A 19,462-nucleotide genomic window follows, 5' to 3' on the forward strand; every position below is an offset into this window, starting at 1 on the left:
CGCCAGCGTTCCGGTGGGCTCGGAGAACAAAAGGGGAGACCAGGAATGGCAACCAGTGCAGATCATCAGCGGGCCGTCGTCGCCGACGACCTGTCGATCTCGTACATCGAGCACGGGTCGAATCGGAAGCACGAGGCGGTCAGTGGCATCTCGTTCGAGCTCGAGCCTGGCGAGATCCTCGGCGTGGTCGGCACGGCCGGGTCGGGCAAGTCGGCGTTGGGTCGCATCCTCTCCGGCCGCCGCAGGCCCGGCAAGGGCGAGTGGCCGTTCATCACGGGCGGCACACTCGAGGTGGTGGGCATGGACCTGCGGCACCCGTCGCGGCTCGACCGCCGTCGCATTGATCTCGACATCGGCTACCTGGCCCAGGACTCCGGCGACCAGCTCCGGAACGATCTGACGGTCGCCGAGAACATCGCCGAGCCGATCCTGTCGCGGGACCGGACGTTTGATCGGAAGCGTCTCGGGCGCGCGGCGGCGATGCTCATCGACGCGGTCGACCTCGAGCTGGGCATGCTCGGGAAGTTCCCGTTCGAGTTGTCACGGGGTCAGCGGCAGCGCGTGGCGTTCGCCCAGGCCCTCATCGTGGAACCGAGCGTGCTCGTGGTCGACGAACCGGCGCAGGGGGTCGACATCATCGCGAGGCCGGCGCTCTTCAGCCTGCTGGAGCGCATCAACGTCGCGCGCAACTGCACGATGATCCTCCTGAGCCATGACCTGCGCGCGATTGAGCGGCTCACGAAGAACGTGCTTGTCCTCGACCGCGGTTTCGTGCTGGCTCGCGGCACGATCGACGAGGTCCTCACGGACCCGCATCATGCGTATCTGAAGCGGATGCGGGAGGCGCGCGAGTACGCGCTCACGCCGCTGCCTGGCCTCGTCGAGCGTGAGACGCTCGCCGCCATGGATCTGGTCGCGGACGGCCTGTTCGGCGACCCAGACCCCGAGCAGCTGGGCGCGGATGCTGAGCGTTCCGCCCGCGAGCAGCTCGTCTCCCAGCGCGCCGAGTTCGCGCGTTTCCACACCGACGACGCCGAAGAGAAGGAGTAGCAGCGGATGAGCGCAGGCAGCGGGCAGGTTCAGCACCGAGCGAGACTGGCGGAGGAATCGACGCTGCTTGACGGCGATGAGCGACCGGAGCCCGGCGCCATCACGCTGCTTCCTGTCAGCCATGCGGAGCCGTTCACGGACGCCGTCGTCTCGAGCGGTGGCCGACTTGTCGAGCTCGGGCCCGAGACGCGCGGAATCGTGTACCTGTCGGCATCCAAGGTCCAGGGGCTCATCGACGCTCTCGAGGCCAACCCGCAGGTGACCTGGGTGCAGCTTCCCTTCGCAGGCATCGACAACTTCGCTGCGAAGCTGAAGCCCCACGCCGAGCGTGGCGTGCTCTTCACCTCCGCGAAGGGCGCGTACGCGGAGCCCGTTGCCGAGCACGCGCTCGCGCTGACGCTGGCGCTGCTGCGCGAGTTCCCACGGCGCCTCGCTGCGCGCACGTGGGAGAAGAAGACGGGCACCTCGCTCTACGGCAAGCACGTGGTGATCGTCGGGGCTGGCGGCATCGCGCTCGAGCTGCTCGACCTGCTGAAGCCGTTCCGCGTGACGACGACGATCGTCCGAGCACGCGACCTGCCGGTCGATGGTGCGACGCGCACGGTCACGGCGGATCGCTTCGACGAGGTCCTGCCGGAGGCCGATGCTGTCATCCTCGCCGCAGCGGCCACGGACGGCACGCGAGGGCTCATCAACGAAGCGCGCCTGCGCGCCATGAAGGAGTCTGCGGTGCTCGTCAACATCGCGCGTGGGCCGCTCGTCGACCTGGCGGCTCTGCAGGTGGCTCTCGAGGAATCCTGGATCGCGGGGGCTGGTATCGACGTGACGTCGCCGGAGCCGCTGCCGGACGGGCACCCGCTGTGGACCGCGCCGCGCCTCATCATCACGCCGCACTCGGCAGACACCCCCGAGATGGTTCGGCCCCTGCTGCAGGAGCGCGTGCGGCAGAACGTCGATGCCTTCGTGTCGACGGGTCGTTTCGTGGGCGTCGCGGACCCCGTGCGAGGCTACTGAGTCCTGCCTCGAGACAGGGCCGGAGAGACTCCCGCGACACGCCAGCCGCTCGATTTCGCTTTCGGTCGAAGGTGTTGCTATTCTCTTCGAGTTGCCAATCCCTGATAGCTCAATTGGCAGAGCAGCCGGCTGTTAACCGGCAGGTTGATGGTTCGAGTCCATCTCAGGGAGCAATCGAAAAGCCACGGACCTCCGCTTCACGGAGGGATCGTGGCTTTTTTCATGTGCCTGCGGTGTCGTCGGCTGTGCCAGCGCTGCTCTGTGCCCCGAGTCGGAATGCGCCTCGTGTGAGATCTGCTCGTTTCGCTGGACTTCGCTGTCATCTGAAGAGCTCGATGTCGGTCATCGGTATCCGCGTGGGCGTCGGCGTCCGCGTGGGCGTCCATGGCGATCACGGCGTTTCGCGTGCTGTGGTTCGCGCAGCTCGGCAGCAACATCGGCACCTGGATGCAGACGGTCGGGGCGCAGTGGTACCTCGTCGAGGCTGCCGCAGGTGCAACGGTCATCGCGCTCGTGCAGACCGCGAGCCTTGCACCGGCGATGCTGTTCTCGCTCCCTGCGGGCGTGCTCGCGGATTCTCTCGACCGCCGCAAGCTGCTCATCTGGGGCTCGGCCGCCAGCGCCCTGATCGCCACATCCTCAGCGCTCGGCGGTGTCACGGTGAACGGCGCCAGGGCGGTCGGACCCGCCCTGGCTGGCGTGGTGCTCTCCGTCGCAGGGGCCCCGGTCGTGTTCGGCATCAACGCGCTGAGCTTCGTCGCCGCCATCGTCGCCCTCTGGTGGTGGAAGAGGCCGCAGCAGGAGGGGCTCGAAGATCGCGAGGCGTTCGGCCCGGCCCTGAGAACCGGTGTTCGCTACGTCGCATCCGCTGGCCTCGTCCGGCGCATCCTCCTCCGATCGGCGCTGTTCGCGCTTCCCGCCAGCGCCCTCTGGGCGCTGCTGCCTGTCCTCACGGGTCGCGACCGCGAGATCCGGGCTGCGGCCCTCGCTGTCTGCGACGGCGTGCCGGTCGAGCGGCATTATTTCGCGAATGGGGATCCGCGGTCGCACGGGTCCCCGTGAGAGCATCCACCATGGAAGCTACGAGGCTGTGCAGTCGATGACGACGTTCAGTGCTGAGCAGCGTTGGACGAACTGGGCCGGGTCGCTGACCTACACGGCGCGCGAGATCGTGGCACCAGCGTCGATCGCAGAGGTGGCGAGCGCCGTGGCGGAGGCGGACCAGGTGCATGCCCTCGGCACGCGGCACTCCTTCAGCGATGTCGCTGACGCCGCCGGCGTGCTCATCGATCTCAGCCGCATTCCGCTGGATCTCGTCATCGACGAGCGGGAGGGAAGCGCGTCGATGAGTGCAGCAGCTTCGTACGGTCAGGTCGCTCCGGACATCGACCGCGCGGGTTTCGCGCTGCACAACGAAGGGTCGTTGCCGCATATCTCGGTCGGCGGGGCGACCGCGACCGGGACCCACGGTTCGGGGACGGCACTTGGGTCGCTGAGCACCGCGGTCAGGGCTCTCGAGTTGCTCGGCCCGGATGGCTCGCTGCGGGTGCTGACGAGACATTCGCTCGCCTTCCGCGGGTCCGTGCTGCACCTCGGTCTGCTTGGGGTGGTCACCCGTGTGACGCTCGACCTCGAGCCGAGCTACCGCATGCGCCAGGATGCGTACGGGGCGATGCCCTGGGATACCTACCTCGAATGGCTCCCTGAAATTCATGACTCCGCATACTCGGTCAGCGCGTTCACCACATTCGACGGAGCCGTGAGCGAGATCCTCGTGAAGACGCGCATACCGAATGGCGACGAGAATCTCGAAGTGCCAGCGGATCTCTTCGGAGCTCCTCTGCTGACGGGTGATCCAGGCGGGTCCTCGCACACAGCCCGCGAAGGAACTGCGGGGCCGTGGTGGGATCGCCTTCCGCACTTCCCGATCCACGCGGCACCCAGCGTCGGGTCGGAGCTGCAGAGCGAGCACTTCGTCCCCATGCGACACGCGGCCGCGGCCCTCGAGGTCGTCAGGGCAGCTGCGCCGCGCCTCCAGCCGCTGCTGCACGTGTGCGAGCTGCGGACCATGGCCGGTGACGACCTCTGGCTCAGCCCGAGCCAGGGCGAGGCGGTGCTCTGCATCGCGTTCACGTGGAAGAAGCTCGCCGAACCCGTCGAAGATCTGCTCTCCGAGCTCGAGAGACGTCTTCTGCCCTTTCGGGCACGCCCTCACTGGGGCAAGCTGAGTTTCCTCGACCGGGATGAGATCGCAGACCTCTATCCGCGGCTTCCGTCTTTTCGGGAGCTCGTTCTCGACATGGATCCGCACGGGAAGTTCCGGTCGCGTTTCAGCAGACGAGTTCTCCATATCTGAGATGTGCGGTCGATAGGGTTTCGTAGTTCCGGATATCGTTGTGAAAGCGTTCTGCGCACCGCATTCCGAAATCGCCCCTTCCGTATTCCCAGAAGGCTCCTTAGACTCGGACACGTTGCCCCGAAGCACCAATCGCAGGAGACTCCCTTGCCGAAGTCATCCAACGCTCCGTCAGAACCTCCCCTCGACGTTCCTGGCCGCCGCGCCCGTCGTGCGCGCGAGCGCCGTCGCGCCAGACTCCTCGCCGTGCCGGTGGTCGCCGCGACGCTCGGGTTGATCGCTGCCGCTTCCATCGGAGCCGCCGCCGTGACCGGTGCCGTGGATGACGGACAGTCGACCGTTCCGGTCGTGAGCTCCGAGAAGACGGACGGGGTCACCTACACGGTCTCCGGAAGCGTGCCAGGGCAGCTCATCGGAACGCGCGATCTGCCCGTGGTCCAGAACGCGGCAGCAGGTTCGACTGACGGCACCGCAGCGCCCGGAGTCCAGTGGCCAGTCGACATGAGCGTCGTGAGTATCTCCGACGGGTTCGGCCCGCGCAATTCCCCGTGCTCCGGATGCTCCTCGAACCACCGGGGCCTCGACCTCGCTGGCCCGCAGGGGACACGGGTCGGCAGCATCGCGAACGGGATCGTCATCGAGTCAGTCCCGACGGACAGCGGCGGTCTCGGCGCCCACGTCGTCGTCGAGCACCGGATCGACGGCCTGCAGGTGCGGTCCGTCTACGCGCACTTCGTGGCAGGGTCCCCGGCGGTGAAGGTCGGCGACCAGGTCAAGACGGGGCAGCTGGTCGGTCTCCTCGGCAACACCGGCGCCTCCACCGGACCCCACCTGCACCTGGAGACCATCGTCGACGGCGCGCACGTCGACCCTCAGAAGTTCCTCAACAAGTACGCGGACGGCGTCGCCGTCGACATCTTCGGCGAGGTCCCGACGTGGAATCCGCCGACCGGCGATCCGGACGAGAAGGACTACTGGGAGCAGAACGAGAACACTCGCGTGCCACCGGCGGACGTAGTGCCTGACACGACCCTGCCTGCGGCCACCCCTCCGGCGTCGACGCCGCCGAAGGGCACCAGCGCCCCGACGGCACCGCCGACGCAGGGCAGCTCTCCGACCCCTCCGCCGCCTTCGACGACGCCGAGCGGAGAGCCCGAGGCGCCGAGCCCCGCACCCTCGCAGTCCGCGAACCCGACACCGCCGAGCTCCTCGACGGAGACGAAGACCGAGACCACCTCCGAGACCACGAGCACACCGAAGTCCTGAGCCAGCGCTCAGCCCAGGCAGCGCCCAACCGTCCTCGCGATGAGCGGGGTCGCGAGCAACCGGACAGCCCTCGCGCGGTGTTCTCCGAAGATTCTCGATGCGCGGCCCTAATGTAGCTCGAGGGATCCGCCCGTGAGGTCCCAGGCGTGAGCCGAGAGCAGCGAGGATGGGCCGACTTTGATCCGCACGTACAGTGCTCCGCGAGCCGAGTGGCGAGCGCGGTTCGACTCCATCGGCTTCACCTTCTACGACATGGAGTCGGAGGGCGGCCGGCCGTATTGGCAGGAAGAGGCTGCCTACGGCTTCTCGAACGCTGAAATCGACGACTTCGAGCGCGCCACTGCCGAGCTCTTCCGTCTCTGCATGGAGGCCTGCGAGCGCATCGTGCGCGACCGCCGCTTCGCGGAGTTCGGCATCCCGGTTGAGCTCTGGGATCTCGTCGAGAAGTCCTGGGACGAGGACGACCCGACGGTCTACGGACGCTTCGATCTCGCCTACGACGGAGCGGGCACGATCAAGCTGCTCGAGTTCAACGCGGATACACCCACATCGCTTGTGGAGTCTGCGGCGGCGCAGTGGCAGTGGCTTGTCGAGACTCGAGGCGAGCGCGCGGACCAGTTCAACCTGCTCCACGAGCTGCTCGTGGAGCAGTGGGTGCACATCCGCGTGCAACGCTGGTTCCTGCCGCAGGGCGCGCGACTGCACCTGGCCTCGCTGCACGATGACGGTGACGGGCAGCTCATCGTGGAGGATGCCGACACGGTGGGGTACATGGCGGAAACGGCGCGCCTCGCCGGCTTCGAGGTGAAGCAGATCTTCATGGAGGACGTGCAGTTCGATGAGGTCACGCATGGCTTCGTCGACGGGGACGGAGAGCGGATCGACCGCATCTTCAAGCTGTACCCGTGGGAGTGGATGGTGCGGGAGGAGTTCGCGACGTACTTCCCGACGACACGCGCGACGACGGCCTGGGTCGAGCCGATCTGGAAGATGCTGCTCTCCAACAAGCAGCTGCTGGTCGTGCTCTGGGAGCTCTTCCCCGAGCATCCGCTGCTGCTTGCCGCGTACGCGACACCAGAGCGGCTCCGCGGGAAGGCCTACGTCGAGAAGCCGAAGCTGGGGCGCGAAGGCGCCAACGTGACGATGTACGACCTCGTGGGCCGCAAGACGGCAGAGAATGGCGGCGACTACGGGGCAGAGGGCTTCGTCTACCAGGAGCGGGCTCGGCTGGCGAACATCGACGGGAGGACCGTCATCGTCGGCTCCTGGGTCGTGGGCGAGACGCCTGCGGGCATCGACGTGCGCGAGACGAGCGGCCCGATCACGGGCGACCTCGCCGAATTCGTTCCGCACTACATCACCGATCGCGAGGAGCGGCCATGACCTACGAACCGAAGCTCCGTCGAAGCTCAGGGGTGACGCTCTCAGGTATCTCTCGCCCGTCGACCACCAAGACGGTGGGCGCGATGGGGGTCGCGACCGCCATGATGTTCCTCGCGGGCTGCAGCACGGTCCCCGACGAGGGCATCGTCGTGGAGGGCGCCGACGGGGAGAACTACGTGCTCCCGGAAGGTGCTGAGCGGCCGACGTATGCGTCGAAGGAGGACTGCGTCGCGGACGTGAACGAGCAGATCCAGCTTCTCGAGCAAGAGGGTGAGCAGGTGGAGGGCGACGCTGAATCGCTGTGCGAGTCGTCCAGCAGCTATGGGACGCACTACAGTTCTGCGCTCTGGCTCGGCCCGGTGCTGTTCGCCTCATCTCGGTGGAACAGCACGCGCGTGAGCTCGTGGGCGCCGGTCACGTCCGGTGGTTTCGCGGCTCCCGGCTCTGCCGCGCACTCGGACGTCGCGCAGCGGGCTCCGGCGGGTGCGACCGTCGGCTCGCGGGCACCGTTGAAGAACGGATTCGGCTCGACCGGAAAGTCGGGATTCGGTTCGACGGTCAAGGGCAAAGCCGGGGGAGGCAGCTCGACCGGGGGGTGACCCGCGGCCCGACCCTGCCGGGCGCAGCAGAATGGATGCATGACCTCCGCGCGTGTGCTCCGTTACGACGACCTCGAGCCGTTGCCCTGGCGCAACGGACAAGGCGTGACGCGGACGCTGCGGGCCATGACGGATGGCGGCGACTGGGCACTGAGCATCGCGACGATCGAGGGCCCGGCTGAGTTCTCGGTCATCCCGAGCACGCAGCGGGTGCAGCTCGCCATCGAGGCGGTGCGCCTCGAGATCGACGGTGTCGAGGTTCGGTTGGACAGCGGAGAGCAGGTGCGGTTCACGGGCGAGCAGCGCGTGACCGGAGCGTCCGCCGCCGAGTCGTCGCGGGTGCTCAACCTCATGTACGCCGACGGTGCGCCGGAGCTGCGGCTCGTCGTCGCACCGACTGCGGCGCAGATTCCCCGACCCGCCGAGGCCGTCGTCGTGCTGGCAGGGTCGCTCGAAACGGGAGACGAGGCGCTCGGCCCGCTCGACGCGGTCCTCTTGTCGGAGTTGCCAGATCACGTGTGCGACCTCGCTGGCCGCGGCCTGTTCGGGGTCGTTCTCCTGCGCGACTGAGCACGGTCGGGGCAGAACGTCGACCCGCGGCACCCGAATCCAATCCCGCTCTTGCCATGCAGTGACATCTCCGTTTTACTGAGTGCAACACGGCCGACGGACATCAGTACCGCTGGCCACCGCGCTCACCTGCCACGAGGGAGTCACGTTGGCCGAATCATCGACGCGCACCGTCGAACGAGCACTCACGCTCCTCGCGTCTGTCTGCGAACGGGATGGCCTGAGCCTGGCGGAGAGCGCTCGCCTCGCCGACCTCTCGCCGAGCACCTCCCTTCGACTCCTTCGAACGCTGGAATCGGCCGGATTCGTGCGCCGCGACGACCAGGGGGACTTCCGTGCGGGGAGTCGCATGGTCCAGCTCGGAGCGCGCGCTCTCTCGAACGACAACCTCGCGCAGCTCTCCGCGCCCGCGATGCGGCACATCGCGGAGCGGACGGGCGAGTCGGTCTACCTGTGCGTCGAGGGCCATGCGGATCAGGCGCTCTACATCGCCATCCACGAAGGCACTCACTCCGTGCGACACACGAACTGGGTCGGGCGCACCATCCCGCTCGACGGATCCGCGTCGGGGCGTGTGCTCCGCGGAGATACACCGTCGATCGGATACGTGACCGTCGAGCGCGGCATCGAGCAGGACGTCACCGCCATCGCGGCGCCGATCGAGTTTCAGCAGCGCGTCCTCGGGTCGCTGAGCTTGCTCGTACCGAGCTACCGCGTCACGGAGACGAAGGCGGCGCGCTACGGGGAGCTGCTCACCGATGCCGCGGCAAGCATCGAGGGAAGCCTCGGCACACCACCGCAGGAAGGGATCCGGACGTGAACACGCACAAGAACATCAGGGCAGCACGGGGCACGAAGCTGACCGCGAAGAGCTGGCAGACCGAGGCGCCGCTTCGCATGCTCATGAACAACCTCGACCCAGAGGTGGCCGAGCACCCGGAGAGCCTCGTCGTCTACGGCGGCACGGGCAAGGCCGCACGCAACTGGGAAGCCTACGACGCCATCGTTCGCACCCTGACGACACTCGAAGACGACGAGACGCTCCTCGTCCAGTCTGGAAAACCGGTCGGCGTCTTCCGCACGCACGAGTGGGCGCCTCGCGTGCTGATCGCCAACTCGAACCTCGTCGGCGACTGGGCCAACTGGCCCGAGTTCCGGCGCCTCGAAGCGGCCGGCCTCACCATGTACGGCCAGATGACGGCAGGATCCTGGATCTACATCGGCACACAGGGGATCCTTCAGGGCACCTACGAGACGTTCGCGGCGGCCGCCGAGAAGCGCTTCGGCGGCACACTCGCGGGGACGCTCACGCTCACGGGCGGCGCGGGAGGCATGGGCGGCGCGCAGCCGCTCGCCGTCACGATGAACGAGGGCGTCGTCCTCATCGTCGACGTCGACGCGAGCCGCCTCGAGCGGCGCGTCAAGCACGGCTATCTCGATGAGATGACGCACGACCTCGACGACGCCATCACGCGAGTGCTCGCCGCGAAGGAAGCACGCGAGCCTCGCTCCGTGGGCGTCGTCGGGAACGCGGCGACGATCTTCCCGCTGCTCCTCGAGCGCGGCGTCGCGATCGACATGGTCACCGACCAGACCAGCGCGCACGACCCGCTTGCGTACCTCCCAGAGGGAGTGAGCGTCGACGAATGGACGGCGGAGGCCGAGCGCGACCCGGTCGGCTTCACCGAGCGGGCCCGTGCATCGATGGCGAAGCAGGTCAAGGCGATGGTCGAGTTCCAGGACGCGGGGGCCGAGGTCTTCGACTACGGCAACTCGATTCGCGCTGAGGCGAGACTCGGCGGGTACGAGCGGGCCTTCGACTTCCCCGGATTCGTGCCAGCGCACATCCGCCCCCAGTTCGAGGAGGGACGTGGCCCGTTCCGGTGGGCCGCGCTCTCGGGTGACCCCGCCGATATCGCCGCCACGGACCGCGCCATCCTCGAGCTGTTCCCCGACGACGAGCGTCTGCACCGCTGGGTGACGGCCGCGGGAGAGAAGGTGCACTTCGAGGGCCTTCCCGCGCGCATCTGCTGGCTCGGCTACAAGGAACGGCACCTTGCGGGGCTCAGATTCAACGAGATGGTCGCGTCTGGCGAGCTCTCCGCGCCCGTCGTGATCGGCCGAGACCACCTTGACTCTGGCTCCGTCGCCTCGCCGTACCGGGAGACCGAGTCGATGAAGGACGGCTCTGACGCGATCGCCGACTGGCCGCTGCTCAACGCGCTCCTCAACACCGCATCCGGTGCCACGTGGGTCTCGTTGCACCACGGAGGCGGCGTCGGAATCGGGAGGTCCATCCACTCCGGTCAGGTCATCGTGGCCGACGGAACCGAGCTCGCGGCCCAGAAGATCGAGCGGGTGCTCACCAACGATCCAGGCACGGGAGTCATGCGCCACGTGGATGCCGGCTACGAGCACGCCGCCGACATCGCACGGGAGCGCGGACTGCGCGTCCCGATGTGGGAGGGCGAGTGACCGATCGTCGCACCACGCTCCAACTGCACGAGGGAGGCTGGATCTGGGCCGACGCACTCGTGCGCGGTGCGGACACAGTGCGGTCCGTGCGGCTCAGGAACGAAGCGGGCGTGCTGGTCGACGAGCAGGTGGGCGTGCCCGCGCAGGACGGTGACCTCGTGCTCGCCACCGTCTTCCCCGCCTTCGGCAACGCGCACTCGCACGCGTTCCACCGCCTGCTGCGGGGACGCACGCACGCAGACGGCGGCACCTTCTGGTCGTGGCGAGACAAGATGTACGCCGTCGCGGGTGCGCTCACACCAGACGCCTTCGAGCGCATCGCCGCCGCCGCCTTCACTGAGATGGTCGCCAGCGGATGGGGAGCCGTCGGGGAGTTCCACTACGTGCACCACCGCGCGGACGGCGGGCCGTACCCTGACCACGACATGGAGGTTGCGCTCGCCAACGGCGCACGCGCGTCGGGCATCCGCCTGACGCTGCTCGACACCTGCTACCTCACGGGGGCCATCGGATCGGACCTCTCGCCCGAGCAGCGGAGGTTCGGAGACGCGGATGCAGAGCGCTGGCTCGAGCGGTGGTTCCGTCTGCGAAACCGCCTCGCAGCCACACACCCCGAGGTTCTCCTGGGAGCCGCGATCCACTCGGTTCGGGCTGTCTCGGCCGACGCGATCGCCAGCATCGTCCGCGGACTGCCGACCGATGTGCCGCTCCACATCCACCTCTCCGAGCAGCCCGCGGAGAACGAGCAGAGCCTGGCAGCCTACGGTCGGACGCCGACGAAGGTGCTTGCGGATGCCGGCGCCCTCTCCAGCCGCCTGAGCGTCGTGCACGCGACGCATCTGACCGACGGCGACATCACGGTGCTCGGGGAGGCAGGTGTGCACGCCGTGTTCTGCCCGACGACCGAAGCGGACCTCGGCGACGGCATCGGCCCGGCCACCGAACTCGTCGCGGCCGGCGCACGTCTGGCCGTCGGGTCCGACCAGAACGCGGTGGTCGACCCGCTGCTCGAGCTGCGCGGCCTCGAAGCGGGGGAGCGGCTCCGCTCACAGACCAGAGGCAGGTTCTCACCGCAGGAACTCCTGGAGTTCGGCACGCGACACGGGTACGCATCCCTCGGCTTGCCCTCGCCCGGTGCGCTCGGCGGTCCATTCGACTTCGTCGAGGTCGACGCGGCCTCGATCCGCACTGCAGGCTCGACGCCCCCTCAGCTGCTGCTCACCGGGACCGGGAGCGACGTGATCCGGACGATCGTGGCCGGACGCGTCGTCTACGACCGCGGAAGGGACGGGCCGCGGCTTGCACACGCAGCCGTCGAGCTCGCGCGCTTCGCCGCCGATCCGGCGTCACGATCCGAAGGAGCCTCATGACCTCGACCGCGTTCACGAACATCGGCGAACTCACGACCAACGGAGACGATGGCGTGCTGGGCGATGCCGCCCTCGTCATCGACGGTGACCGGGTCGCGTGGATCGGTCCGACCGTCCTGGCGCCCGCGGCAGACCGCGGCGTCGACGTCGGCGGCCGTGCCGTGCTTCCGGGCTGGGTCGATTCGCACACGCACCTCGCGTTCGCCGGCGACCGCTCAACCGAGTTCGCGGCACGGATGGCGGGGGAGCCGTACGCGGCCGGCGGCATCAAGGTCTCAGTCGAGCGGACTCGTGCGGCCAGCACCGAGGAGCTGCGGGGGCTGATGGCCGAGCGCGTCCGCGCAGCCAACCTCGGAGGCACGACCTGGCTCGAGACGAAGACCGGGTACGGGCTCGACGTCGAGACCGAGGAGCGCTCCGCCCGCCTTGCGGCCGAGATCTCCGACGACGTCACCTACCTCGGCGCCCACGTCGTCCCGGATGGGTGGCATGCGGACGACTACGTGGGGCTCGTCACGGGCCACATGCTCGACGCCGTCCGGCCGCATGTGAACTGGATGGACGTGTTCTGCGAGCGCGGGGCGTTCGATGTGGAGCAATCGCGGGTCGTGCTGCAGGCGGGCCGAGAGGCTGGACTGGGCCTGCGTGTCCACGGCAACCAGCTCGGCCCGGGCCCCGGAGCGAAGCTCGCCGTGGAGCTGGGGGCCGCGAGCGTCGACCACTGCAACTTCCTCGACGATGAAGACATCGACCTGCTCGCGGCATCGGCCACCGTCGCCACGCTGCTGCCGGCCTGCGATCTCTCGACACGGCAGCCGTTCCCACCAGCAAGGGCTTTGCTCGACGCGGGCTCGACGGTAGCCCTGGCGAGCAACTGCAACCCGGGAACCTCGTACACGACGTCGATGGCGTTCTGCGTCGCGACAGCCGTGCTGCAGATGCGGATGACCGTGGAGGAGGCGGTCTGGTCCGCCACGATGGGCGGGGCGATCGCGCTGCGCAGGCACGAGGGTGAACTGCCCATCGGCGCCCTGGCGCCCGGCTCGCGCGCAGATCTGCAGGTGCTGGATGCGCCCTCGGTCACGCACCTCGCCTACCGCCCGGGCATGCAGCTCACCCACTCCGTCTGGCAGGCCGGGCGGCGCATCGTGTGAGAGCGCGGCGCCTCGCCCCGGTCGCGGGCCGGTCACTCCCACCGCAGCACCAGCCGCCAGCCGTCCTGGTCTCTTCGCAGGTCGAAGAGGGAGGCCTCGCCGTCGGAGCCATCACGCTTCGCGCTGACGCGCCAGAACTCGGTGTCGAGGCGAGACGGGTCACCCTCACCCGTCCACCACCGCTGCTGCACGCGGCGATAGAAGGCCTGCGGCAGGCCGTGCACGACGTAGGCGAAACGCTCCCACCAGAAGACGGAGGGGAGCTCGTCGACGAGTTCGACCTCGATGGGGTCGTTCAGCGCTGTGGTCATATCGGAACCCTCGCAGGAGCCACCGACATTGACCGGCAGGGTCAGCCTTCGAGGTCGTCGACCCCGGGGAGCCAGCTCTTGCCGGGCCCGCCCCAGCTGCGCTTGCGCATGACCTTGAACGCGTCCTTGTACCAGGGATGCTCCAGGCGATCCGCGTAGATGATGCCATTGAGGTGGTCGAACTCGTGCTGCAGGATGCGCGCGAACCAGCCTTCTGCCTCGATCTCGTACTGGTCGCCCTCGAGATCGGACGCACGCAGGAGCGCACGCTCCGACCGCCGCAGCGGGTAGCGCTCACCGGGGAACGAGAGGCACCCCTCGGATTCGAGCTCGTCGTCCAGCTCGAGCAGCGACTCCGGTTCGGCGGGAGTCACGTACAGCTCCGGGTTGATGGCGACGCCACGATGCACGGTTCCGTCTGCGTCCTCGTACGAGTACACGAAGAGGCGCTTGCCGACGCCGACCTGCGGGCCCGCGAGGCCGACACCCGGCGCCGCATCCATCGTCTCGAACATGTCCGAGACGAGTTCACGGATCTCGTCGGTGATGTCGCCCACCGGGGCTGCGGGCTCGTGGAGGACGGGCTCGCCGTAGATGCGAATTGGGAGAGTTGTCATCCCATCAGCGTATCTTCGCGCCAACCTCCCTCCATGACTCGCGCCGCCCAATAGGATTGCCCATCATGACCATCGCACCCCTCAGTGATCTGGCAGTGCTCCCGGGGCTCAGTCCGGTCCAGATGATCGGCATCCCGCTTGCTCTCATAGGCGCGGTGTTCCTGTCTCTCGGCGCCATGTACCAGCATCGCGGAGTGAGCAAGGTCGAGGCCGCGAGCGGCACGAGCGGCGCCGCGGGGCTGAACCTGAAGCACCTGCTCGCGCTCTTGAGCCGACCTTCCTGGGTGATCGGCACGGCCATGCTCGGGCTGGCCGTCGTCATGCAGCTGTCCTCGTTCGTGTTCTCGCCGATCATCGTGGTGCAGCCGCTCGGCGTCGTGTCCCTGCTCCTGACCACGCTGCTCACCGCCCGCGCCATCCGGCAGCGTCTGCCGAACGTGAAGATCTTCGCGGTCGCGCTCTGCATCATCGGCGTCGGCGCCTTCGTCACGGTCGCGGCACTCTTCGCGAAGGAGCGCGCGATCTCCGACGAGCAGGTCGCCACCGTGCTCGTGCTGCTCGCCGTGGTCGTCGTGGTCTTCGGCACCGCGTTCTGCTTCCTGCGCAAGCGGTTCAAGGCGCTCATCTACGTGCTCGGCGCCGGAGTGATCTACGGCTTCGTCGCGACGCTCGCGAAGATCACCATCAACCGGATCCAGCACGACAACTTCGAGTGGCTCACGCTCATCTGCCTCGTCGCGCTGCTTGTCGCCACGGGGGTGGGCGGCTACTTCGTCCAGAACGCCTACGCCTCGGGACCGCCGGACATGGTCATCGCCGGGCTCACCGTCATCGACCCGATCATCGCCGTCGGCATCGCCATCGCCGTGCTCGGCGAGGCGAACGCGGCGCCCTGGTACGCCTTCCTCATGTTCGTCGTCTCGGGCGCCATCGCCGTCACGGGCGTGTTCGTGCTCGAGCGCGGGCAGACAGATGCTGAGGTCGAGGCCGTGCGCCGAAACGCCGTCGAAGGCCGAGGCACGCAGGACGCCCAAGGGCACCGCCACGACACGGAGGCCCGAGTCATCGAGCAATAGCAGCGTCCCAGCGTGTGCTGAGGTCCCCTCGCGGAGCGTGGCCAGTAGCATGACGTGAGATTCCGCGAGCGACGACCACACCCTGTCGCGAGCCCCCAGACGAGATCGAGGTCACCACCCCGTGCCGAATGCAGGTCACTCAAGCAGCACCCCCGCCGTCGCAGCTGACGGCGAACGGCCGCTCAAGATCCTGATCGCGGGGGACACCTTCACTCCGAACGTCAACGGCGCCGCGAAGTTCACCGAGCACCTCGCGTCCGGCATGGCGGCCAGGGGGCACGACGTGCACGTCATGGTGCCAGCTGCCAGCCGCCGACACGGAACCTGGACCGAGCAGTACGACGGGCAGAACATCACTGCTCACCGTCTTCGGTCGCACCGCTGGTGGGCGCACGACTGGCTGCGTTACGCGCCGCCGTGGCGCATTCGCGCCGAGTCGCAGCGGGTCGTCGACGAGGTGCGTCCCGACGTGGTTCATTTCCAGTCGGCCGTCATCATCGGCCGCGGCGTGGCGATCGAGGCGGAGAAGCGCGGCATCCGCATCATCGGCACGAACCACCTCATGATCGAGAATCTCGTCGACCATTCCCTGCTGCCACAGGCTCTGCGTGGCCTCGCGGCAAGAATCTGGTGGAACGACGCTCGGTCGACGCTCGGGCGCGCGACGGCCATCACGACCCCGACGCGCCGTGCCGCCGACTTCCTGGAGGCAAACGGGGGGATCTCCGACGTGCTCGCGATCTCGTGCGGCATCCGGACCTCCGACTACGCGTTCGACTTCTCGAGCCGAGAAGCCAAGCGCATCCTCTTCGTCGGCCGTGTGACGGGCGAGAAGAAGATCGACGTTCTCCTGCGCGCGATGACGCTGCTGCCGAGGGACGTGCAGCTCGACATCGTCGGGGGCGGAGACCAGAAGAAGAATCTGCAGTCGCTCGCCAAGCAGCTCGGTCTCGCCGATCGGGTCACGTTCCACGGCTATCTGAGCGACCAGGAGCTTCGTCGCATGTACACGCGTGCCTCAGTGTTCGCGATGCCGTCGATCGCGGAATTGCAGTCGATCGCGACCATGGAGGCGATGGCGTCCGGCCAGCCCGTCGTCGCGGCCAACGCCATGGCGCTTCCGCACCTCGTGCACGATGGTGAGAACGGCTTCCTCTTCGAGCCGAACAATGAGCGAGACCTCGCGGACAAGCTCGCGAAGGTGCTGTCGCTGTCGGATGCCGAGCGCGAGGAGATGGGCCGGACGGGTCTCGATCTCGTCCGCATGCACGACATCGACCGCACGCTCGAGCTCTTCGAGCGCCTCTACCGGGGCGCATCCGTGAAAGACGTCGCCCGCGATTCGGTGAACGAGCAGGACCACTCGCTCGACTGACCGCTCGCGCGTTCGTCAGCCCACCGGCCCCGCGGGGATGGTCAGGATGCGTGCCCCGCCTTCGAGGATCGCGATCGTGTGCTCGGAGTGAGCGGTCCGGCATCCTGTCGCGCTGCGGAGCGTCCAACCGTCATCGTCCACAATCAGCTGGTTCGTGTCGGCCATGACCCACGGTTCGATGGCGAGCAGCATGCCGCGGCGCAGACGCACACCGCGGCCCGGGCGGCCGTCGTTCGCGACATGCGGATCCTGATGCATGGTCGAGCCGATGCCGTGTCCACCGAACTCCATGTTGATCTCGTAGCCCGCGGACGCGAGGACCGTGCCGATCGCGTGTGAGATGTCGCCGATTCGAGCACCGGGGCGCGCGACGTCGATGGCGGCCGCGAGGGCCTGCTCCGTGACGGCGATGAGGGCTTCGTCACCGGCCTCCCGCGCCGCGCCGACGCTGAAGCTGATCGCGGCGTCAGCGGCCACCCCGTCCTTGACGATCGCCAGGTCGAGAGTGAGAAGGTCCCCGTCCGCGAGTCGGTAGTCGTGAGGCTTGGCGTGCAGCACGGCGTCGTTCACCCCCGTGCAGATGTAGTGCCCGAATGGTCCGCGCCCGAAGGACGGCGCATAGTCGACGTAGCAGGAGGTCGCGCCCGCTTCGAGGATCAGCGACCTCGCCCACTGGTCGATTTCGAGCAGATTGGTGCCGACTCCGGCCCTGGATCGCAGCTCCTGCAGGATCGACCCGACCAGCTGCCCGGTGACTGCCGCCCGCGCCAGCTCTTCGTCGTTGAGGATCTCGATCATGCGATGCCTTCCGTCTCTGGGCGCACGAGCACCCCCAATAAGTGTCCCGGTAAAGGTATACCGGATTAGTATCGGGTCATGGTCAGACTGCCGCTCAGCCCCGAGGAGATCGAGCGCGGGGAGCGCCTCGGCGAGTTCCTTCGACGAGCCCGGGGCGACAGAGCGATGCTGCGGGTGGCGCTTGACGCCGGCGTCTCGCCCGAGACGCTTCGCAAGATCGAATCGGGCCGAGTCGCGACGCCGGCATTCACGACGATCGCCGCGATCGCGGGGGTGCTGTCCGTTTCGCTGGACGAGATCTGGGCGCAGATCAACGGGCCAGACGACCGTGCGGAGTCCGCGACCGGTGCCGGCATCCGCGCCGTGAGCTGACGCCTGCTAGCTCGAGCGGGCCTCGAGCGCCGCTTCCAGGCGCTCGACCTTTCCGTCGAGCTCGCCGCTGTGACCGGGCCGGATGTCCGCCTTCAGCACCAGGGAGACGCGGCTTCCGAACTGGCCGACGGCCTCGGTGGCCGCTTTGACGACGGCGAAGACCTCGTCCCACTCGCCCTCGATCGTCGTGAACATCGAGTCGGTGCGGTTGGGGAGCCCGGACTCCCGCACGACGGCGACGGCTGCTGCGACGGCGTTGTGCAGCGAGGCGTCGCCCTCACCCGGGGAAGGGGAGTTCGGGCTCGGAGTTCCGCTGGGGGCGACAGAGAAGGCAACGATCATGGCACCATCGTGCCACGCGGGCGCTCTGACAGGGAGTGCCGAACAGAGGAGAGTAGGGCGGGTGGGACTCGAACCCCTTTCGCTGCCTGGCAGGATGCCCGCCGTTCCGCCGACTTCGCCGGTATGGCGCGGATCTCGCCCCATCTCAATTCAGGGACATGCAGGGCGATTTAGGGCTGTCTAGGCTCAGAGTGTGGGCAAAATGTGGGCACGCGTGGGAGCGGTCAGCGCCGCCGACCGAGCCTTGTCGAGAGCTGTGGCGACGTCGTCAAGGTCATCCTCGAACAGGTCTGCGTACGTGTCGAGCGTCATCGCCGCCGAGGCGTGACCGAGCATCCGCTGGACGGCCTTCACATGCGCGCCGGATTGTACGGCCAGCGAGGCGGCGGTGTGTCGTAGGTCGTGCGGCGTGAGCTTCGCGGGGAAGTCCCGGTCGACGGCGCGGCATCGGGTGGTCGCGGCGGCGAACCACGCGTGGTCGGTCGCCGGCGGCTTGATGTGGTCCTCACCGTTCCCGAAGACAAGCGCATCGCGCCCCTTGCCCTCGCACTGCCGCGCGAGCATGTTGGCGAGGAACGCCGGGAACGGGACCGAGCGCCGCTCGTGCGACTTGGGGGTGCCGGTGACGATCCTCGCGCCCACCCGTACCGCGTTCTCCTCAACGTGGATGCGACGCCGGAGCATGTCGAGGTGGCGGACGCGTAGCCCCGTCATCTCGCCCCAGCGCAGGCCCGTGTAGGCGAGCGTGAGGACAATCGTGCCGTGCTCGGCGGTGCGCGCTGTTGCGGCGAGCGCGTCGACCTGGGCGTGGCTGAGGTATGCGCGGGGTGCTCGGGTCTTGCGGGGGCGCTTGACGCCGGCCGCGGCGTTGGCGACGAGGAGCTTGTCCCGGACGGCGTCGTCGAGGATGCCGTAGAGCACGCCCCAGCAGCGGGCGATAGACGTGGGGCTGAGGCCGAACCCGTGGAGCTCGGAGATCCAGGCTTCGACGGCGCTCGAGCGGATGCGGCCGATCGACTCGTCGCCCCACTTCGGTTCGACGTGCACGCGCCATGCAGAGTCTTCGGTGTGCCAGGTCGACGCCTTCAGCACGGCCTTGCGACGCGCGAGGCGCTGAGTGCCGAGGTCGCGCACGGTGGCCCGCCCGGAGATGTCGGAGACGAACTCGCCTCGGAGCTTCGACACCTCGACAGTGTTCGCGAAGGCCTCCGCCTCTCGCTTCGTCTTGAACCCGCGCCGGTCGGTCTGCTTGCCGTCGGGCTTCCGGTAGCGCACCCGGTAGCGATTACCTGATGCGGTCTCGTACTTCTGGATCGTTGCCATCGTGGGCTCTT

At 68.1% G+C, this 19,462-nt stretch carries 19 protein-coding genes, 1 tRNA gene and 1 pseudogene; 16 read left to right on the top strand and 5 right to left on the bottom strand.

Annotation, left to right across the window (positions count from 1 at the left end; translation table 11 throughout):
- Positions 1-45: 45 nt before the first annotated feature.
- The 13 genes and pseudogenes from F8O03_RS05775 to hutI all read left to right on the top strand — a co-directional run bounded on the left by F8O03_RS05775 (position 46) and on the right by hutI (position 13,237).
- Positions 46-1,050 carry an ATP-binding cassette domain-containing protein gene (locus F8O03_RS05775; RefSeq protein ID WP_151422962.1) on the top strand — a complete coding sequence of 335 codons (1,005 nt, stop codon included), beginning with the start codon at positions 46-48 and terminating at the stop codon, positions 1,048-1,050.
- 6 nt (positions 1,051-1,056) lie between these two features.
- Positions 1,057-2,064 carry an NAD(P)-dependent oxidoreductase gene (locus F8O03_RS05780; RefSeq protein ID WP_151422963.1) on the top strand — a complete coding sequence of 336 codons (1,008 nt, stop codon included), beginning with the start codon at positions 1,057-1,059 and terminating at the stop codon, positions 2,062-2,064.
- A 98-nt stretch (positions 2,065-2,162) separates the two neighbouring features.
- Positions 2,163-2,235: transfer RNA gene (locus F8O03_RS05785), tRNA-Asn, on the top strand.
- Between the two features lie 207 nt (positions 2,236-2,442).
- Positions 2,443-3,126 (top strand): annotated as a pseudogene (locus F8O03_RS05790) (MFS transporter); the annotation flags it as partial.
- 37 nt (positions 3,127-3,163) lie between these two features.
- Positions 3,164-4,420, top strand: a complete 1,257-nt coding sequence (locus F8O03_RS05795) for an FAD-binding protein (RefSeq protein WP_167516488.1) — start codon at positions 3,164-3,166, stop codon at positions 4,418-4,420.
- A gap of 147 nt (positions 4,421-4,567) precedes the next feature.
- Positions 4,568-5,686 (top strand): M23 family metallopeptidase, encoded by a 1,119-nt coding sequence (locus F8O03_RS05800; RefSeq protein WP_151422966.1) that lies wholly within the window; start codon positions 4,568-4,570, stop codon positions 5,684-5,686.
- Positions 5,687-5,863: 177 nt separating this feature from the next.
- Complete coding sequence (locus F8O03_RS05805) at positions 5,864-7,069, top strand: glutathionylspermidine synthase family protein (RefSeq protein ID WP_208851793.1); 1,206 nt, start codon at positions 5,864-5,866, stop codon at positions 7,067-7,069.
- A complete protein-coding gene (locus tag F8O03_RS05810; protein WP_151422967.1) occupies positions 7,066-7,668 on the top strand; it encodes a hypothetical protein in 603 nt (200 codons plus the stop codon). The genes F8O03_RS05805 and F8O03_RS05810 overlap by 4 nt, the downstream gene beginning before the upstream one ends.
- Before the next feature lie 39 nt (positions 7,669-7,707).
- Entirely contained in the window at positions 7,708-8,238 is a 531-nt protein-coding gene (locus tag F8O03_RS05815; protein ID WP_151422968.1) for a HutD family protein, read from the top strand.
- Positions 8,239-8,386: 148 nt separating this feature from the next.
- Positions 8,387-9,058: an IclR family transcriptional regulator gene (locus tag F8O03_RS05820; protein ID WP_151422969.1), complete on the top strand. Its 672-nt coding sequence runs from the start codon at positions 8,387-8,389 to the stop codon at positions 9,056-9,058.
- A complete protein-coding gene (gene hutU / locus F8O03_RS05825) occupies positions 9,055-10,713 on the top strand; it encodes a urocanate hydratase (protein ID WP_151422970.1) in 1,659 nt (552 codons plus the stop codon). Before F8O03_RS05820 ends, hutU begins: the two co-directional genes overlap by 4 nt.
- Positions 10,710-12,083 carry a formimidoylglutamate deiminase gene (locus F8O03_RS05830; protein ID WP_244295932.1) on the top strand — a complete coding sequence of 458 codons (1,374 nt, stop codon included), beginning with the start codon at positions 10,710-10,712 and terminating at the stop codon, positions 12,081-12,083. The genes hutU and F8O03_RS05830 overlap by 4 nt, the downstream gene beginning before the upstream one ends.
- Positions 12,080-13,237 (top strand): imidazolonepropionase, encoded by a 1,158-nt coding sequence (gene hutI / locus F8O03_RS05835; protein ID WP_151422971.1) that lies wholly within the window; start codon positions 12,080-12,082, stop codon positions 13,235-13,237. Before F8O03_RS05830 ends, hutI begins: the two co-directional genes overlap by 4 nt.
- 32 nt (positions 13,238-13,269) lie before the next feature.
- Here the strand turns inward: hutI and F8O03_RS05840 are convergent, their stop codons facing one another.
- A complete protein-coding gene (locus tag F8O03_RS05840; RefSeq protein WP_104253411.1) occupies positions 13,270-13,548 on the bottom strand; it encodes a hypothetical protein in 279 nt (92 codons plus the stop codon).
- Positions 13,549-13,589: 41 nt separating this feature from the next.
- A complete protein-coding gene (def, locus tag F8O03_RS05845) occupies positions 13,590-14,165 on the bottom strand; it encodes a peptide deformylase (RefSeq protein WP_151422972.1) in 576 nt (191 codons plus the stop codon).
- A gap of 65 nt (positions 14,166-14,230) precedes the next feature.
- Between def and F8O03_RS05850 the strand changes: the two genes are divergently transcribed.
- On the top strand, positions 14,231-15,241 hold the full coding sequence (locus tag F8O03_RS05850; protein ID WP_151422973.1) for a DMT family transporter: 1,011 nt from the start codon (positions 14,231-14,233) through the stop codon (positions 15,239-15,241).
- 121 nt (positions 15,242-15,362) lie between these two features.
- A complete protein-coding gene (locus tag F8O03_RS05855; RefSeq protein WP_244295934.1) occupies positions 15,363-16,616 on the top strand; it encodes a glycosyltransferase in 1,254 nt (417 codons plus the stop codon).
- 15 nt (positions 16,617-16,631) lie between these two features.
- Here F8O03_RS05855 and map read toward each other — a convergent pair whose 3' ends face one another.
- The gene (gene map / locus F8O03_RS05860; protein ID WP_151422974.1) at positions 16,632-17,414 is read right to left on the bottom strand and encodes a type I methionyl aminopeptidase; all 783 of its coding nucleotides are present in this window, start codon (positions 17,412-17,414) and stop codon (positions 16,632-16,634) included.
- 78 nt (positions 17,415-17,492) lie between these two features.
- On the opposite strand from map, the gene F8O03_RS05865 reads away from it, so the two are divergent.
- Positions 17,493-17,786 carry a helix-turn-helix domain-containing protein gene (locus F8O03_RS05865; RefSeq protein ID WP_104253407.1) on the top strand — a complete coding sequence of 98 codons (294 nt, stop codon included), beginning with the start codon at positions 17,493-17,495 and terminating at the stop codon, positions 17,784-17,786.
- A gap of 6 nt (positions 17,787-17,792) precedes the next feature.
- Here the strand turns inward: F8O03_RS05865 and F8O03_RS05870 are convergent, their stop codons facing one another.
- Together F8O03_RS05870 and F8O03_RS05875 are read right to left on the bottom strand one after the other, a co-directional pair.
- The gene (locus tag F8O03_RS05870) at positions 17,793-18,128 is read right to left on the bottom strand and encodes a thiamine-binding protein (protein WP_151422975.1); all 336 of its coding nucleotides are present in this window, start codon (positions 18,126-18,128) and stop codon (positions 17,793-17,795) included.
- 186 nt (positions 18,129-18,314) lie between these two features.
- Positions 18,315-19,451, bottom strand: coding sequence for a site-specific integrase (locus tag F8O03_RS05875; protein ID WP_151422976.1), 1,137 nt, complete (start codon positions 19,449-19,451; stop codon positions 18,315-18,317).
- Between the last annotated feature and the right edge of the window lie 11 nt (positions 19,452-19,462).

This window comes from Pseudoclavibacter terrae, from assembly GCF_008831075.1.
Classification (GTDB): Bacteria; Actinomycetota; Actinomycetes; order Actinomycetales; family Microbacteriaceae; genus Pseudoclavibacter; species Pseudoclavibacter terrae.

Coding starts and splice junctions, on each gene's coding strand:
- F8O03_RS05840 (WP_104253411.1), bottom strand. CDS start 13,548: ATGACCACAGCGCTGAACGACCCCATCGAGGTCGAACTCGTCGACGAG.
- hutI (WP_151422971.1), top strand. CDS start 12,080: ATGACCTCGACCGCGTTCACGAACATCGGCGAACTCACGACCAACGGA.
- F8O03_RS05795 (WP_167516488.1), top strand. CDS start 3,164: ATGACGACGTTCAGTGCTGAGCAGCGTTGGACGAACTGGGCCGGGTCG.
- F8O03_RS05775 (WP_151422962.1), top strand. CDS start 46: ATGGCAACCAGTGCAGATCATCAGCGGGCCGTCGTCGCCGACGACCTG.
- F8O03_RS05850 (WP_151422973.1), top strand. CDS start 14,231: ATGACCATCGCACCCCTCAGTGATCTGGCAGTGCTCCCGGGGCTCAGT.
- map (WP_151422974.1), bottom strand. CDS start 17,414: ATGATCGAGATCCTCAACGACGAAGAGCTGGCGCGGGCGGCAGTCACC.
- F8O03_RS05780 (WP_151422963.1), top strand. CDS start 1,057: ATGAGCGCAGGCAGCGGGCAGGTTCAGCACCGAGCGAGACTGGCGGAG.
- F8O03_RS05875 (WP_151422976.1), bottom strand. CDS start 19,451: ATGGCAACGATCCAGAAGTACGAGACCGCATCAGGTAATCGCTACCGG.
- def (WP_151422972.1), bottom strand. CDS start 14,165: ATGACAACTCTCCCAATTCGCATCTACGGCGAGCCCGTCCTCCACGAG.
- F8O03_RS05810 (WP_151422967.1), top strand. CDS start 7,066: ATGACCTACGAACCGAAGCTCCGTCGAAGCTCAGGGGTGACGCTCTCA.
- F8O03_RS05815 (WP_151422968.1), top strand. CDS start 7,708: ATGACCTCCGCGCGTGTGCTCCGTTACGACGACCTCGAGCCGTTGCCC.
- F8O03_RS05865 (WP_104253407.1), top strand. CDS start 17,493: ATGGTCAGACTGCCGCTCAGCCCCGAGGAGATCGAGCGCGGGGAGCGC.
- F8O03_RS05870 (WP_151422975.1), bottom strand. CDS start 18,128: ATGATCGTTGCCTTCTCTGTCGCCCCCAGCGGAACTCCGAGCCCGAAC.